Consider the following 16,850-nt stretch of genomic DNA (forward strand, 5'->3'; position numbering starts at 1 on the left):
GCGGCCCGGTCGACGTCAGCCCAACGCCGGTGGCCTCGCCGTACGGGTGTGCACCCGGGTGCTCAGCAGGTTCGCCACGGCGACCAGGGCGAGAACGACCACGGCAAGGAGGACGACCATGAGCGGCGGCAGCAGGTACGTCGCCGGTGCCACCCCGCTCAGCAGGACCAGACCAGCCAGCCGCGACCTGGACACCCGACCGAACACGGTGTAGTCGAGCAGCCCACGGCCGATCAGGAAGAGAGCCGGTCCACCGAGGATGACCGCGGCCCAGGACGGTGGGGTCTCACCGAACGGGCGGTCGATGACGAGCTTGCTGGTGACCGCCGCGCCCCCGATACCGGCCACCATGATCAGGTGAGTGACCGCGGCGGACTGGCCCAGCAGGGCGGAGTTCGTCGACTTGGCGATCGCGTCGGTCAGGAGTTCTCCCGCACGGTAGATGTAGATCCGCCACATCAGCACCACGACCAGGAAGACGACCACGAGCGCCCAGACCCGCGGGGCCGTGTAGTCGCTCTGACTGAAGGTCTCCGCTGTCGTGAATATCGAGACGCCGAGCGCGATGATGACGAACTGCCGGTACCGCTCGGAGAGTCTCTCGCTGGCCGGCCCCCACTCCTCGGAGCGCGGACGCCCCAGTCGCAGTACCGGCCAGCCGAGAGCGGCCGCGGTGTACTCCACCCCGACCGCCGCCGCCCAGAGCACCAGCCGAGCCGTGTCACCGAGGAACCCTCCACTGATCCACCCGATTGCGGCGATGGCCTCCCAGAACAGGACCCGACCGTTCCTCCCACGCTGGGACGTCTCCCGCACGATCAGCAGGTGGTAGACGCTGGAGCCAACGTGGATCGCCACGTAGGTGATCGCGAACAGCAGGCCACGGCTGCCGTACGCGTCGGGGACCGTGGCCGCCAACAGCATGCTCGCCGCCATTGCCCCGATGAACTGCAGCTGGACCGCCGGCCGGCTCCGGTCGAGCGCGTCACCCGCCCACGCGGTCAGCGCCCAGATGAACGTGAACGCGAGCAGCAACACCACGGTCTGCGCGGCACCCGTCCAGGTGAGCTCGGTGGCCAGCTTCTCCGCGAGGGAGATCAGCGCGAAGATGTAGACCAGATCGAAGAAGAGTTCCAGGAGTGCCGGATGCGCCGGATTCCTCCGGCCCGAAACCGCCACCCCGGCGTCGCCATCCGCTGTCATCGACCACCCTGCCGCGCCCGTCCACCGTTACCGCCACCGGATGACGACACTACGGGTAATCAGAGATTGACGTAGGGTGGTTGCCCGGGGCCGGGTGCCGTGCGAAGGGCCTGACGCGGTCGGTGGTCAGCCGTCGAGGCGCTGCGGTCCGAAAACGCTTTCGATTGACCGTCGTCGGTATCGGCCGCCCACCTTGCCTCGACGGCTTCGTCGCCTTCCCCGAAACCAGTCTGCGCACTACTCTTACGAGAACCAAGGGGCAGCAAGCAAACCACCAACCACCCTGAAATGTTTGCGAAAGGCTTTCGGTGGGCCGACGACGATCCCAGTCAGTGACGTTGAGCGACGTGGCGAGCCGGGCCGGCACCTCCGTGGCCACCGCATCCAAGGCACTGAACAGCCGCGCCGAGGTCGCCCCGGAAACCCGGGAGCGGGTGCTGCGGGCCGCCGCCGAACTGTCCTTCCAGCCCAACGTGCTGGCCCGCGGTCTGATCTCCGGACGCACCCGCACGGTCGGGCTGCTCACCGACGAACTCGGCGGCCGGTTCGCCATACCCATCCTGCTCGGCGCCGAGAACGCCCTCGGCAACGGGCAGATGTCCGTCCTGCTCTGCGACGCTCGCGGCGACGCGATCCGCCGCCAGCACTACATCCGCACCCTGCTCGCCCGCCAGGTCGACGGGTTCATCGTGGTCGGCGACAGCAACGACCTGCGCCCATCATTGACACAGGACATCCCGGTCCCGGTGGTCTACGCCTACGCCGAGTCAACCGATCCGCGAGACCTGTCGATCGTCGCCGACGACGAGGGCGGCGCCCGACTCGCCGCCGAACATCTGGTGTCACACGGCCGACGCAGGATCGGGCACATCACCGGGCCCGACACCTACCGCGCGGCACGCGATCGGGTCGCCGGACTACGAGCGGTGCTCGCCGAGGCGGGGCTCACCCCCGCCGGCGACCCGCTCTACGGCGAGTGGTCGCAACGGTGGGGCCGGCACGCCGCCCGGCTACTGCTCGCCGCCCGACCTGACGTGGACGCGATCTTCTGCGGCAACGACCAGGTCGCCGCTGGCGCCGCCGACACCCTGCGGGACCTCGGTCGGCGAATCCCGGACGACGTGGCGATCGTCGGATACGACAACTGGGAGTTCTTCGCCGCCGACTGCCGACCGCCCCTGACCACCGTGGACCTCAATCTCGAACAACTCGGCGCCGCCGCGGTCAATCACCTCTTCGCCGCCATGGACGGCAACGCCGGCGCCGGCGTCATCCGGCAACCCGGCCGCCTCGTCGTACGCGAGTCCACCGGCCCTGTGCTGCATCGCTGATACCCGCTCGCCGGGGCCTCGACCACCCGCCCCGGCATCCACGCCCCGACACTCAGCCGACGGGCAGGGTCGACTCGCGCATCACAACGCGACCGGGGAACTCCTCCGAGCTGGCCGCGGCACCGTCGATAGCGGCGAAGAGCCGTTGGCCGGCCACCGCGCCGAGGTGTTTGAGGTTCATGTCGATGCTGGTCAAACGCGGGCGTGAGTCCGCGGCGATGGCTTCCCAGTTGTCAAAGCCGATCACCGAGATCGTTCGCGGCACATCGCGTCCGAAGTCGCGCAGCGTCTCCAGGACACCCCGTGCGATCTGGTCGCTGCCGCAGAAGATCGCGTCGACCTCGGGATGTTGCTCGACGACCATGTGTGCCGCGGCTCGCCCCCAGGACTCGTCCCACGACCCGAAGTAGGGCCGGTCGCCGACCATTCTCAGGCCGGCGGCAGCGAGCATCGCCGCCGCGCCCTCGGCGCGGTCCCGGGCCGCTTGGAAACCGGCCTCCCCGGTGATGTGGGCGATGTTGCGCCGGCCGCACGCCAGCAGGTGCTCGATGGCGAGCCGTCCACCTCCCACGTTGTCGACGGTGATCGAGATATCCGCCGGATCGGCGGAGGGGGCGTAGACGTACACGACCGGCACGGGGATGTTGCCGGCCAGCGGCGGGCGGGGGTCGGTGCGGGAGCCCACGACCATGAGGCCGTCCACGCGCCGGGACAGCAGCGCCTGTACGTGATGCTTCTCCCGGATCGCGTCGCCGCGCGCATCGCACAGGAAGACCGAGACCTGACCCGCCCCGGACGCGTCCTCCGCGCCCATGAGGATGGGGATCGAGAAGCGCCCCTCCAGGTCGCTCGTCAGCAGGCCGACGGTCCCGGTCCGACCACTGAGAAGCCCACGGGCCAGGGCGTTCGGCGCGAAGGACAGCAACTCCGCGGCCTCTAGCACTCGGACTCTCGTGGTCGTCCGCACCTCGCCGCGTCCGTTGATGGCCTTGGACGCGGTCGCCACCGACACCCCGGCGAGCTTGGCGACATCGGTGAGCGTGGGCGGGCGATAAGCGGGGACCTCAGGCTCGGTGGTCATGCTTGCTCCCTCCCAGCGACCCACACCGCAGCGGTGGGCGTCGGCGAGGCCGCCGCCGGAGTGTCGTGTCGGTCAGCCAGCGGAAGCACATCCTAAAACCTTTTCGGCGACGTTGCGGCGGGGTTGCAGCCCGAACACTACACGGGGATCCCGCCGCCCTTGTGACAGGCAGGGTCGCGGCAACTCGCCCCCTCGAAACCTCTCTCGAAACCTTGAGCAGCCGGCCGTTGGGTCACCGGAACAGCCGTGGCCCGGTCGGGTCGATCGGGCCACGGCCATCCATGGAGTGGGCGGGCAGCAGCCGGCAACGCCTACGGAGCGAGTTCCTTGTTCGATCGAGCGGCGCTCGTCACGACGATCGACCTTTCCCTCCGGCTGAAGATGCCGGCCTCGACGAACGTCTTCGCGATGTGGCTGACGGTCGACACGAACTGGCCGTGGGTCTTGAAGGGCGCCTGATCCCAGACCAGGTCGAGGAAGGTGGGGCCGTCGCTGCCGGGCGACGGAATGCCCGCTACGGGTACGTCGTAGTTCGGCAGGCCGTCGTTCCGCTTGCGGTTCGGCACACCGGTGTCGACCGACCCGAACACGATCGTCGGCTCGACCCGCCGGAAGTACGTCGAGGCGGCCTGGGTGTCGCCGATGTGGTACGGCCGCAGGGTGAAGCCGTGCGTGGTGAACAGCGCGTCACCCGTCGCCGTGGTGCTGTCGTGAGTGATCGCCGAGCGGGCGTAGTCGCCGTCCCGCTTCAAGTGGCGGTACAGGGACAGTTCCCGGTAGTTGCCCACACCCGGGTTCCCGAGGATCTGCATGAGGAGGGGACCCCAGAAGACCGACTGCGTGTCGGGGCGGTCCAGGGTCCGCTCGATTCGGATGCTGAACGGCATCCGAATCTCGATCGTGTCGCCCGGCTTCCAGGTCCGGCTCAAGGTCAGGTAACTGCCGGGCTTGGCGGCGACCTTCTGAGCGACGCTGTTGATCGTGACGAAGAAGCCCTTCTGCACCCAGCCCGGCACCCGCAGTTTGATGGTGAGCCGGCCGCGGCCGTTGACGGTCAGCTTGGTGCGGTCGTCCCGCGGGTAGCTCGTCTCCTGAGTGACGACGAAGCCCTTCTCGGCCCAGGTCAGCGTCGACGGTGCGTACAGGTTGACCCAGAGGGTCTTGCCGTCGGCCGACTTGAAATAGATCGTCTCCTGGTACTTGGTGTGGTTCTCCATGCCGGTGCCGCCGCAGCAGGTGCCGGTGTTGCCGTAGTTGCGGGTGGCCCCCGGGGTCAGCGGCTGGAAGTAGGTGACCTGCGGGTTGTTGACGTTCGTGTTGTCGGCGCGCGAACCAAGGATCTGGTTGAGCAGGCCGCGCTCGTAGTAGTCCAGGTAGGCCGGGTTGTGCTCGTGGAGGAACAGGTTACGAGCCAGCTTGATCAGGTTGTAGGTGGTGCAGGTCTCCGCGCCGCCCTGGGCGATCGAGTTCGCGATGTTGCCCCGGTTCTGGAACAACTCGGTGTTGTTGTTGGAACCTGGGTAGTTGCCGCTCGTTCCGCCGTTGGCGTACATCCGGTGCGGGACGACCATTCCGAGGAAGTTCTTGGCGGCCTGGAGGTACTCGCGGTCGCCGCTGTGCTCGTAGACGCGCAGGTAGCCGACGAACTGCGGCACGTGCGAGTTGGCGTGCAGCCGGTCCGGCCGACGACGACCGGGACGGGTCTGTGGCGTCGTGACGAGGATGTCGCGGTTCTCGACGCAGGCGTCGAAGAGTGACTCCCGGTTGTCGAAGCGCTTGGCGGTGTCCAGGTGCCTCGCGTCGCCGGTGAGCGCGTAGATCTCGGGGAACACCTCGTTCGCGCCCCCGGTCTCGCCCGCGATGTAGAGGTCCCACATGTAGTTCAGGTTGTCCCGCGTGATCGGGCCCGAGTACGCGGGGTGGTTCTTGTCCCCGACGGTGAGCGCGAGGTGAGCCCAGTCGGCCATCCTGACGACCACGTCGAGGGCCTTCTGGTTGTCCGTGTGGTAATACGCGTCGAGCAGACCACGCATGATCTTGTGCTGCGTGTACCACGGCGCCCAGGTGTTGGTGGTCAGGTCGCCGCCGTAGACGGCCCACCTCGGCGGACCGAGTCGGAGCACCGCGTCCTCCGGGATCGCGCCCAGATAACCCGGGTGGGTCGGGACCCAGACGGCGGCCCCGCCGCTCTGGCTCGCCACGATGCCGCCGTCCCGGCCGTTGGGCGAGGCGTCCCTGATCGTGGAGCCTTCCTCCTCCTCGAACCGGTACCAGGCGATCGACCCGCCGCCGGTGCTCCCGTCCGCCGAGTCCAGCAACGACTGGACCTCTGGCTGGCTCAGGGCACGGTCGAAGATGTGGAACTCGTCGACGGTCGCGTCCAGGAACGGATCGCCGTACTGCGACCGCCCGATCCACCGGTTTCCGGGGTTCCCGAGGTCGGCCGGACTGAGGGTCATGGTCGTGTTCTGGCCGGCCTGCTGGCCGTTCACGTACAGCGTGCCGGTGTTCTGGGTGAGGGTGACGGCCAGATGCACCCACTGGTTGGTCGGCAATGCCGCGGCGCCGTCGATCCGCTGCTCCCCGCCGCTTCCGCTGACCGTGATCGCGAACCTCGGCACGTTGCCGGTGACACCGGCACGCGGGGTCAGGAACATGTTGACCGTGGTGTTCTGGCCGAAGTCAAACAGCCGGCTCCAGCTCTGGGCGGATGCGAGATTCACCCAGGTGGCGATGGTGAAGTCGGCGAGCTGGCTGATCGCCTCCTGGGGAAGGGCCACGTGCTGTGCCCGGCTGGGGCCGTTCAGGCGGAGGCCACTTCCGAAGCGGCCCGGCACCCGGCCGATCTGCGGCTCCTCCGGTTCCTCACCGCCCGGGTCGCCGCCCATCCGCGCGGTGATAGCGGCCTGGCACGCCGCGAGCTCGTCGACCATCCAGTCGAGCTTGCTCTTGAAGATCGGCTCTCCATGGTCGGCGTAGCCCTGCGCCAGGGCTGTCATGAAGTGGCCGGCCCAGTGGCCGCTGAGCAGCCCGCCGTCCTCCCAGCCCCCGGGGACGGAGACGCCCGGCGGGTTCGGCCGGCCGGCCTGATTGTTGAACAGCACGAGGAAGCGCCGCTCGTCGAGCTGCCGAAGGTAGTTCTTCATCCGGTCGCGCTTCTCCTGGAGCAGGCCGTCGCCCAGCGTCACGTCACGCAGTTGGAACGGCCTGACCGGGGCGGTGCCGCCGGGGCCGGGATCGGCCGGGGTCGCGCCCCGCGCGGTCGGGCCGATTGTCGCCTCGGAGGTTGTTGCTGCCTGGGCAGCGGTCGTCGGCAGCGCGCCCGCGGTGGCCACCGCGGCGACACCGACGGCTGATGCCTGAAGTACCTGACGTCGACTGGCGGGCATTTTCTCGGATTGGACCACGTGAAAATCGTCCTTTCAGGCGGGGGTACGTGCTGACGGTGCGGCCTGCCTCCGGGCTTCCGCCCGGCCCTCGTCCCGGGCGTCGGCGAGCAGCTGCGCGAGTCGCCGCCGACGTCGCCGGGCGGTGCTCCGGATGGTGAGGGCGAGGGCTGCGAGGATGGCAGCGAGGGCCAGTTGCGGCCAGGGCAGAGCCCAGGTCGTGACGGTGGCGGTGGCGGTGGCGGACTGGATCTCGGCGCCGGTGGGGCCAGCACCGGGGACGGCCGGGGTGACGTCGACGCTCGTCCGGAGTCGCCCCCATGCCCGGACTCCGTCGACGCGGGCGTCGACCTCCCGGCTGCCGCCGGGAAGCATCTCGTCGACCTTCGTTGAGGTCTGCCGCGTGCCCAGGCCGAGCGGCCCGGTGGCGGTCGTCCGGCCGGTACCGGTCACCGCCACGGTGCCGTTGTTCGTCGTGGCGTACCTGAGGTGGATGGCGCCGGCCGAGAAGGGGTTCCACGAGCGCTCGTACCTGGCGGTGAGACCGCTGATCGCCAGGGCGGCCGTGACCGTACCGCTGGCCCGCAGCATGACCCGGAACCCGACCCGGCTCTCGACGGCGACCGTGCCCCCCGTGCTCGTGACCGTCGCCGCGATGCCGGCCGGGTGGTCCCCAGGCGAGGCGTCGTGCGGCACGGTGATGGTGAACGGCACCACCTTCGTCTCCTTGGGCCCGACGGTGACCGTCCTCTGCACCGTGATCCAGGTGCCGCCGTCCTCCGACTCTCGGTCGGACGGGAGCATGTTGAAGCGCCCCTTGTCGGTGAGGTAGCCGTCGGCGGCCTTCAGGGCGAAGACCGCCCTGCCGTCGCTGAGGTTCCGCACGGCCAGGTGCTCGGTCACCACCTGACCCGGGTCGAGCGTGCGCTCGATCCACCGGCGGCCGTCGGGACCCTGCTGGTTGGCTGGCTGGACCGCCCAGGTCAAGGTCGGACTGGTCGGTTCCGCCGCCGCCGTGGCGGGTGCGATCGGCACGGTGACGAGCACCGCGGCCAGCAGGGCGAGCAGCCGCATCGGCGTCCGCGGCAAGGTCCGGATCATCGCGGGGTCCTTCGACGAAGGGATGTGATGGTGGGGGCCGCGGCGAGACGGCCCCCACCCGTGCGTCACTCGAACAGGGACAGGGTCAACGTCGAGGTGTACGAGCCGGCGGCGACATCCGCCGGGGTCCGCAGGTACAGGTCGGCGTTGACGGAGTACGCGTCGCCGGTGACCGCCGCGGAGTCGAACGTCGACACCAACAGCTCCTGGTCGACCAGGCCCACGTTGTTGCCGGGCTGGGTCGGTTCGTCGAGGACGGTCACCACCTCCTCGCCTCCGGAGACCAGGCCGGTGTCGCCGCCGTCGAGCAGGCGCGGCTTCCAACCAAGGTGGCCGGCGCTGATCGGAGCCTGACCGGCGCCGCCGACGAAGTCGGTGGCGCTACCCAGCACGGCCCAGGCGGCGTTGTCGGGCACCTCCTCGGCCGTACGGGTGTCGGTGACCGTCACCGTCGGCAGGGTGCCGACAAACTGACGGACCAGCAGGGTCGAGCCGTCCTCGGACAGCGCGACCGAGTTGCCGGCGATCGACATGGCGAGCACACCAGGTTCGGTGATCTCCTCGATATCGACCGTCACCTGCACGTCGGCGTTGTCACCGGGCTCCGCCCGGGCCGGCGACTGCAACGCCACCGTCCCGACCAGCACCGCGCCCGCCGCGATCAACCGCTTTCGATTCCACGTGTTCATCTGCTACTCCAATGTCACTAGTGGTTACGGAGCCTGACGGGGATCGCCGGCACAATCGACATCGGCGTGGTCTGCGATGCGGACGGTCGTCACGTCCTCGCCGTTGATGGGCCCGGTGGCCCGGACGGTCGCCGAGCCGGCCGCCACCGAGACCGCCCGGGTCGCAAACGACTGGTAGGCGTTCGCACCCGGCGCCACATCGGCGACCGAACGCTGGCCGTGCGCCGTCTCCAGGACGATGTCCACCGGCGCGTCGTGCTCGTTGCGCGCCAGCACGGCGACGTACGCCCTACCGCCGACGCACCGCACCTGCGCGCTGACCGTGACGGGCACCTCCGGTGGTACGCCCGGGTCGTCGGCGAAGACCCGCCAGTCCGTGATCGCGACCGCCGAGTAGGTGGTGCCGTTCCCGTTGGCCCGGATCGTGGCCCGCACCCGGGGCGTGGTGACGGGGTCGAAGGTGACGGTGTTGAACGCGGTGGTGCTCGTGCCGTAGGCGGATGCGCCGGTCACGTCGCGCCAGGCCGAGCCGGGCTCGTCCCAGTACTGCAGCACCCACCCGTCGGGCTCGGCGACGCCGTCGCCGGTGCCGCGGTTGGCGTCCCGCCAGAACTTCAGTTCGGCGCCGGTGATTCGTACCGGGCGCGACCAGTCGTACTGGACCCACTGGGTCGCCGGACGGGTGCCGGACCAGGTGCCCCAGAGTTGGGCCTGGCTCGGGTTCGACGGGTCGGCGCCGTCGTTGAGGGCCGTGACGCTGTTCCAACCCGCCGTGTAGGAGGCGGTCGGGGTCGCGATGGGCCCGATGTTGCCCGTGAGTGGCCCGGACAGGTCCGCCGGGATGGTGACCGTCTTGGCGGTCTCCAGGTTTCCCGCCACGTCGAGCGCACGGAACAACACGGTGTGCCGGTTGGAGTCGGGTGCCGCGATGGCGCCGCTGTAGGCGGTCCACGCACCGGTGCCGATGGAGTACTCGATGCGGGCGACCCCGGAGGTCGCGTCGCTGGCGGTCACCGTGACCGTCCGGGTGGCGCTGTTCGCGGTGGCGGTGCTGACCGGTGCCGTGGCGTCGATGCGTACGGGGACGTTCGCGGGCGCGGACACGTTGCCGGCGCGGTCGGTCGCGGTCGCCCGCACGGTGTGCTGACCGTCTCCGGAGACGGTGACGTCAACCGACCGCACGTCACTCGCGGTGACCGGCTCGCCGTCGTCCACCCGCGACTCGATGGTCAGCCGACCGCCACGGTCGTCGGTGCCGGCGACGCGCACCCGCACCGCGGACCGGAACCAGCCGGCACCGCCCGCGCTGCCGCTGGGCGTGAGCGTCAGTGTCGGCGGGGTCTCGTCGCCCTCGGTGTCGCCGGGCGAGATGACTCGGACCTGCGCGGATACGCGACTGGCGGCGTAGCCGAGCACACTGCCCTGGATGGTGAACGTTCCGGGCGTCGCGACATCGTCGGGTTGCACCGGGTCCCAGAAGACCGGCACCCCCAGCGTTTCGGCGCCGAACGACACGGGAACGCTGCCGGGCAGTTCGGTCTCCCCCACCTCCACCGTCATCGTCGGTGCGCTGACGGTCTCCGGCTGCGCTGCGAGGATCTTCCACTCTTCGACCGCCACCGCCGAGTAGGTGCTGCCATTGGTCGACGCGTCGAGCACGGCGCGTACCTGCGTGGTGGTCACCGGGTCGAAGGTGGTGTCCTGGAAGCCCTGCGTGCCGGTCGGGAAGCCGCTCGGATTGGGCACGTCGGCCCACTGCCCGGTGTCGAGGTTCCAGTACTGGACGCGCCAGCGGGCGGGTGCGGCGACGCCGACGCCGCTGCCCTGCGGCTGGTCGTTCCAGAAGTCGATCTGCGAACCGGAGATCCGCATCGGCTGGTCCCACGTGTACTGCACCCACTGCTGTGGCGGGTTGTTGCCCGTCCAGGTCCCCCACATGTCCGGTGGCAGCGGGTTCGATCGGACGATCTCGTCGTTGAGCGCCTTGACCCAGTACTGGGTGGGCACCGGTTGGTTGGAGACGGTGACCGTCGCCTCCTGGGCGATGTTCGGCCGGGGGGTGCGGTCCGGTCCCCTGATCGGTGTTGGCGTGACGAGCTTCATCCGCGGCGGGGTCAGCGTGTCGTCCCACTCCAGCGGGTCGATCGCCACCGAGCGGCGGAAGTGGCCGCCGCCAACGGCGTCAGCGGTGTGGTAGGCGAGGTACCACGTGCCGTTGAACTCCAGGATGCCCGGGTGACTCGTCGTCGAGGAGACCGGCCGGAGCACGGTCCCCCGGTAGGTCCACGGCCCCTGTGGCGACGAAGCCGTCCCGTACGCGATGCAGGCGTGGTAGTTCGCCGGCGTGCACTGCGAGGTCGGGCCGGCGTTGTTGCCGGCGTACGCCATGTAGTAGGTGTCGTTGCGCTTGAAGACCCAGGCGCCTTCGAAGAAGCCGGTCAGGCCGGTGACGGTGCGCTGGGTGCCGACCGGGGTCTTCATGTCCTGCTGGAATTCCTGCATGCGCAGCTGGCTGAACGAGCCCCACCAGACGTACACCCGCTGGTTCGGGGCGGTGCCGTCGATGAGGATCGTCGGGTCGATGTTGTGGATGTTGTTGGCCGCGGGCACCCGCTGGGAGATGATCGGCCCGCCCGCGTGGTCGGTCCACGGGCCGGTCGGGCTGTCCGAGACGGCCACGCCGATGGCGAACTTGTCGGCCGCCGGGCTGTCCCGCTCGTTGATCGGGACGTACCAGTAGTAGCGCTTGTCGACGCCCTGGATGACCTGGCCCGCGTACGCGCGTCCCGGCGTCGCCCAGGCGAAGACCTGTTCCGGGCGCATCAGCGACGGATGGTGGGTCCACTCGCCGGCTTCGACGTCGGTGGTACGAAACGCGCCCCACTCGTTCATGATGAAGTCGTTGGTGGACGGTCCGGCCTGGTCATGGCCGGTGTAGATGTAGAGCTCGTCCCGGTCGGTGTCGTTACCGGGAGCGCCGGCCGGCACGACGACCGGCGCCGGATCGGCCGAGTAGTAACTGCCGTCGCCGAGGATCGGGTTGACGGTGTTGGTGAAGGTGTACGGATCGGCGGCGTAGGCCGGCGCGGCGACCCCGACCAGGCCAGCGGCGACGAGCCCGGCGACCGCCGTCGCGGCGGCCATCCTGCGGAGCCGACGCGACGGCCGGGCTGTTGGTGGGGCGGCGCCGCGCACCACGGTGGTGTTCACGGTGTCGATCTCCTCACTGTTGGGCGGGGGTGGTGGCGGCACCGGTGCGGCGCCGCCACCACGGATGCCTAGCCGCAGCTGAGTGCGCCGAACGGCGCCTCAAACTCCTCGGTTACCGGCTGGCCGTTGACGGTTCCGGTGGCCTTCACCGTCGCGATCCCGGCCTGCACCGTCTTGGCGCGGGTGTTGAACGCCTGGTAGGCGGCCTTCCCGGGCGCGACGTTGGCCACCGTGCGCGACCCGTACGGCGTGACCAGCTCGATGGTGAGCGGCACGTCCTCGGCGTTGCGAGCGTTGACCGAGACATAGACGTTGGTGCCGGTGCACTGTGTGCGTGCCTGCACCTCGACGTCCCACGCCGGGGTCTCCGGCGGGTCGCCCACGGTGAGCGTCAGCGTGGTCCGCGTGGCACCGGCCTCGCTGACGTAGTAGGGCAGGATCAGGTCACCGATGATGGTGTAGCGACCGGGGGTGTTGACGATGTTCTCGTCGAAGTCCCAGTCGACACCGATGGCCTGGTTGTCCCGGGAGCCGTCGTTGTAGGAGACCTCCACCTTGTTCGGCAGGTAGGGCAGCTCGCCCACCTCGACGGCCTGCTCGAACGCCTCGGCGCCCTGGATCGAGATGCCGCCTGGGGACATCTCGGGCCGCACGTAGATGCGGGCCTCGGCGATCTGGCCGTACGCGTCGTTCGTGCCGTAGACCACGAACGGGTCCACGTTGGGCTCCGCGACCATCACTGGCGTGATCTCCTGCCAGTTGAACGCGACGGTGCCGCGAGCGCCGCTGGCGTAGATCGCGTCGAGCGTGCTCGGCAGGGCGGGCACCTGGCCCACGCCGGTCCGGATGAGCACCGGCGAGCGCACCGAGTTGACGGTCTCGCCGTTGGCGCGCCAGCGCAGCACGCCCGTGCCGGCACCGCCATCCATGAGGCCCCAGATGCGGATGCGTAGGTAGCTGGTTGTGACGGGTTCGAAGTCGAAGTGGTTGTAGGTGTTGGTGGTGAGCCCAGCGGCGTACGTCGAGCCCTTGGTGAGGGTGACCGGCGTCCAGGTGGTGCCGTTCTCGGAACTCTCGATCGCGTACGTCGTGGCCGTGGGCCGACGGGTGCCGCCGTTGTCGTCGTACCAGTAGATGTCGGTCGACGACAGCCGCACCGGTGCGGTCCACCGGTACTGGAGCCACGCGGCACGCTCGATGCTGGTGCCGTTCTGCGTCTGGCCCCAGTTGCCCCAGCCGTTTCCGGCACCCGGGTTGGAGCTGTTCGGGGTGGTGCTCTCATTGACCCGCTGGTGGTTCTCCCACGACGAGGTCCCACTGGTGCTGATCGTCGCCGAGGAGCCGAACTCCGCGACGACCTCCCGCTTGGCGAGGGTCGCCGTCACGGTCGCCTCCGACCGCTTCTCGCCATCAGTGGCGAAGAGCCGGAACACGTAGTCACCCTCGATCGTGCCGGTCACCCGGGTCGCCAGCGCCTTCGCGTCGGAGAAGATGACGCCCGCGCCCTGCGGCGCCGAGACGGTCTCCCAGCCGAAGGTGAGCTCGCTGTCGTAGGGGACGCCGTCGTCGGACGCCGTGCCGACCAGCCTGGTGGACAGGTTGCCGTCCGCCGAGCCGTCGCGGGTGGCGGTGACCGCGGGTGCCTGGTTGGAGACCTCTGGTACGTCACGCCCCGAGTCGAACGCCTGGATCTCGGAGATCGCCGTGAAGAAGGTCGGGTTGTTCGTGAAGGCGATGCGCAGCTTGTTCGACGTCACGGTGTCGAACAACGCCTCGTTGAACTTCGCCGACGGGACGGTCGGGCTCTTGAACTGGCCCGGTACCTCCTTCCACCCTCCGTTGCCGTCGGGCACCTGGACCCACCAGCGCGCGGGCTCGCGGTAGCCACCGGCTTGACGGTCGCTGACGAAGAACACCTTCACGTTGTCGAAGGACTTGGCCGAACCCAGGTCGAGCTCGACGTAGCCGTTCTTGTCAGCGGTGCCGTAGTTGCCCCAGTATGGCTCGTTGGCGGTGACGCCGTCGGTCACGGCCGCCAGCGACACCGGCCGCTCGGTCTCCTTGATGGCGCCGGGCGTGTAGTTCATCGAGGTGGTGCTCCAGCCCGGCGTGTGGAACTGCCGCCACGGCGTCGGCCGCACACCCTGCTGGGTGTACGACGAGCTGAGGTTGGCGTCCGCCGTCAGGTTCGGCGCGTCCTCGGTGAGGTCGATGCCGGCCGTCTTGAGATACGAGACGACGCGGTCGTCCTGGATCGGGGCGTCGACCGCGCTCGGGAAGTTGGCCCCGGTCGTCGCGGTGAAGGTGACGGTGAGGCCGTCCTCGGCCTGGACCTGGTTGGTGCCCGGGTCGTAGGTGAACTTGCCGACCTTGTCGGTGCTGACCTTCTTCTCGCCGTTCAGGAACAGGCTGTAGCCGGCGCCCAGGCCGTACTTGCTGCCGTCGGGGTCCCAGACGATGGTGACGTCCTGCCCGTGGTAGCGAAGGTTGTTGGCCATGAAGTGTTCGTAGCCGAACGTGATCGGCGACAGCTCGATCTTGTCGTCGGAGCGCGGCTGCAGGCCCGCCATGTCCTCGACGAAGATGTAGTTCATGTTGCCGAGCATGATGTGGTTCGGGTTGTTGCGGTTGTAGGTCTTCGCGGTCGCGTTCCAGTTGGAGTAGTACTCCGCCTGGTTCGCGACCCGCATGTCCGCACCCGGGTAGATGCTCCAGGCCATCCAGTCCAGCAGCCGCTTGGCGTACGCCGGGGTGATGTACTTCTGCTCCGGGTCGTAGTGGCGCAGCGCGGAGCGGACGCTGCGGTACTGCACGGTGAAGTTGATGTTGGAGAAGTTGTTGGAGCCGCCCACCCCGTAGGCCGACCGGTCGTACTGGTTGGCGGTGTAGAACGGGAAGATCGGGAAGTTGTCGCCGTAGGTCAGGAAGCGGAACCCGTCGACGTAGGTCTGCCACTGGTCGAACGGGATGAGGTTCTCGGCGTAGATGTCGTAGAGGTTCGACTCCTTGGCCGGGATCAGGTCACGGGCCGACTGGGGCAGCGGGTTGGGCCGGCCGTTGGAGCTGGCCGCGCTGGTGGCTCCGTGCGACGTGCCGGCCAGGAACATCCGCGTGTCGGGGCTCCACAGCCGGTCGAGGATCGCTGCGCGGATCTCGTTGGCACCGGTCGCCATCTCGTCGACCTTGGCCTGGTCGGCGCCGGCGATCTGGTAGAGCTGGCGGGCGGCGTCGAACGCGCCCCACACGTACGCCGACTCGGGTCGCTCGATCGTGCGCGCCCCGGGTGCGCCGGCGTTGGTCTTCGGGTAGCCGAAGGTGATGGCGTCGGCGTCGTTGCCCGGCATGTAGTTGGTGTCGTACGCGATGAGCTTGTCGTCGTTGCCGTCGTAGTGCTCAAGCTGGCCGACGCCGTCGCCCTCGAAGTAGTGCGCGAACTTCCCGGCGATCTCCTTGCCACCGCCGTGCACGTTGTAGGCCTCGAGCCCGGCCGTGCCGAGGTACTGCGAGTAGTGGTTGTTCCAGCTCGTGTGCCCCGGGCTGTCCAGGAAGGCCGAGGAGCCGGACAGCTCGCCGATGTTGAGGATCTGGCCGTACGGCAGGTAGGGCGTGCGCAGCCACTTGGTGTCCTGCAGGTGCATCGGCTGGGTCAGCGCCACGGCGTTCTGGTAGAGGTTCACCCCCTCGATCGTCGTCGGGTACTGGTAGACGTGACCGGATGCGTTCGCGTCGAGGGTGTTGTACCGCTCGCCCCACCAGCGGTAGACGATGGCCTTCTCCAGGGCGGGGTCGGGCAGGTCGATGTAGGGGACGTCCTGTGCCCAGCGGCGGTTGAACGCGGTGATGCCGGTACGCACGGCCGTGGCCGCCGACATGCCGGCGTACTCCTGGTAGCTCTCGACCGTCTTGGTCAGCGTGGCCGAGGAGACGGCGCCGACGACCGACAGCGACAGCGAGCCGTCCGCGGGCACGGTGATCTCGCGGTCCAGGTTTGTGCCGGTACGGCTGAAACCGGCACCGGTGAGGTCGATCTTGATCGAGTTCCACGCGGTGTCGACGAGTCCGTTGTTGGCGCCGCTGGTGATGGTGCGCGTGCCGGTGAGCGTCGCCGTGCCCGTTCCGGCCTGGGTGGCCAGCGGGGAAGCGGCGCGGACGGTGAAGGTCGCCGGCGAGCCGCCGGGGTTCTTGAAGTCGATGGCGGTGACCGCGACGTTGTCGTCGGTGATGAACTTGGTCAGGTCGGCGGTGACGCCGGTGGTCCCGATCGTGTACCGGCTCTTGGCGTGGCTCGGCGCGTTGAACCGGTTCGCGTTGACCTCGGTGACGGCCTGCCCCGGCACCGTGACGGTGTACAGGTTGCCGAGGTTGTTGGGGCCACCGACGTAGGCGCTGCCGGCGAAGCCCATGGTGGTGAAGTTGTTGTTGCTCGCGCCGCGCATGTACAGGGATCGGCCTCGGGTCATCAGCACCGCTGACCCGAGTGTCCCGTGGACACCCAGAATGCGGTCGAGGTAGTAGTCCGTGCCGCCAGCGGCGAGATCCTTCTCGAAGATCGACTGGTGCATGTTCCCCGCGGTGAACGGCACACCGGGCATGAGCTGGTTGGCGACGTCGCCGACGTTGCTGTAGGCCGGGTCGCCGATGTCCATGGCATGGCTCTGCCCGTCGGTGTAAACCCCGACGTCGCCCTCGTTGCCGGGCAAAATCGGGCTGGCGGCGTTGGCTGGGGATGGCACACCCACAGCCCCTCCGACCACCAGCGCGGCCAGGGCGGCCCATAGGGGCACCCTCCGCACGCGTCCATGGATCATGTTCTTTCCTCCTTGTTGTCGGTGCGGCCGAACGGGTGGAG

Annotated in this window: 8 protein-coding genes; 1 reads left to right on the top strand and 7 read right to left on the bottom strand. The window is 69.0% G+C overall.

The features are described from left to right. Positions 1–15 precede the first annotated feature (15 nt). Entirely contained in the window at positions 16–1,203 is a 1,188-nt protein-coding gene (locus tag OG470_RS29905) for a low temperature requirement protein A (RefSeq protein WP_328417654.1), read from the bottom strand. 308 nt (positions 1,204–1,511) lie between these two features. On the opposite strand from OG470_RS29905, the gene OG470_RS29910 reads away from it, so the two are divergent. Beyond that, the gene (locus OG470_RS29910; RefSeq protein ID WP_328417656.1) at positions 1,512–2,534 is read left to right on the top strand and encodes a LacI family DNA-binding transcriptional regulator; all 1,023 of its coding nucleotides are present in this window, start codon (positions 1,512–1,514) and stop codon (positions 2,532–2,534) included. Between the two features lie 52 nt (positions 2,535–2,586). Here the strand turns inward: OG470_RS29910 and OG470_RS29915 are convergent, their stop codons facing one another. The 6 genes from OG470_RS29915 to OG470_RS29940 form a co-directional block, all read right to left on the bottom strand. Further along, a complete protein-coding gene (locus tag OG470_RS29915) occupies positions 2,587–3,615 on the bottom strand; it encodes a LacI family DNA-binding transcriptional regulator (protein WP_328417658.1) in 1,029 nt (342 codons plus the stop codon). 311 nt (positions 3,616–3,926) lie between these two features. Further along, positions 3,927–6,950 carry a beta-L-arabinofuranosidase domain-containing protein gene (locus OG470_RS29920; protein ID WP_328417660.1) on the bottom strand — a complete coding sequence of 1,008 codons (3,024 nt, stop codon included), beginning with the start codon at positions 6,948–6,950 and terminating at the stop codon, positions 3,927–3,929. 87 nt (positions 6,951–7,037) lie between these two features. After that, complete coding sequence (locus tag OG470_RS29925) at positions 7,038–8,102, bottom strand: hypothetical protein (protein ID WP_328417662.1); 1,065 nt, start codon at positions 8,100–8,102, stop codon at positions 7,038–7,040. A gap of 65 nt (positions 8,103–8,167) precedes the next feature. Further along, complete coding sequence (locus OG470_RS29930; RefSeq protein WP_328417664.1) at positions 8,168–8,791, bottom strand: hypothetical protein; 624 nt, start codon at positions 8,789–8,791, stop codon at positions 8,168–8,170. A gap of 24 nt (positions 8,792–8,815) precedes the next feature. Next, entirely contained in the window at positions 8,816–12,001 is a 3,186-nt protein-coding gene (locus OG470_RS29935) for an OmpL47-type beta-barrel domain-containing protein (RefSeq protein ID WP_442931001.1), read from the bottom strand. Between the two features lie 68 nt (positions 12,002–12,069). After that, a complete protein-coding gene (locus OG470_RS29940; protein WP_328417666.1) occupies positions 12,070–16,809 on the bottom strand; it encodes a discoidin domain-containing protein in 4,740 nt (1,579 codons plus the stop codon). Between the last annotated feature and the right edge of the window lie 41 nt (positions 16,810–16,850).

Origin of the sequence: Micromonospora sp. NBC_00389 (genome assembly GCF_036059255.1) — a bacterium.
GTDB lineage: Bacteria > Actinomycetota > Actinomycetes > Mycobacteriales > Micromonosporaceae > Micromonospora.

Coding starts and splice junctions, on each gene's coding strand:
- OG470_RS29905 (WP_328417654.1), bottom strand. CDS start 1,203: ATGACAGCGGATGGCGACGCCGGGGTGGCGGTTTCGGGCCGGAGGAAT.
- OG470_RS29915 (WP_328417658.1), bottom strand. CDS start 3,615: ATGACCACCGAGCCTGAGGTCCCCGCTTATCGCCCGCCCACGCTCACC.
- OG470_RS29925 (WP_328417662.1), bottom strand. CDS start 8,102: ATGATCCGGACCTTGCCGCGGACGCCGATGCGGCTGCTCGCCCTGCTG.
- OG470_RS29930 (WP_328417664.1), bottom strand. CDS start 8,791: ATGAACACGTGGAATCGAAAGCGGTTGATCGCGGCGGGCGCGGTGCTG.
- OG470_RS29940 (WP_328417666.1), bottom strand. CDS start 16,809: ATGATCCATGGACGCGTGCGGAGGGTGCCCCTATGGGCCGCCCTGGCC.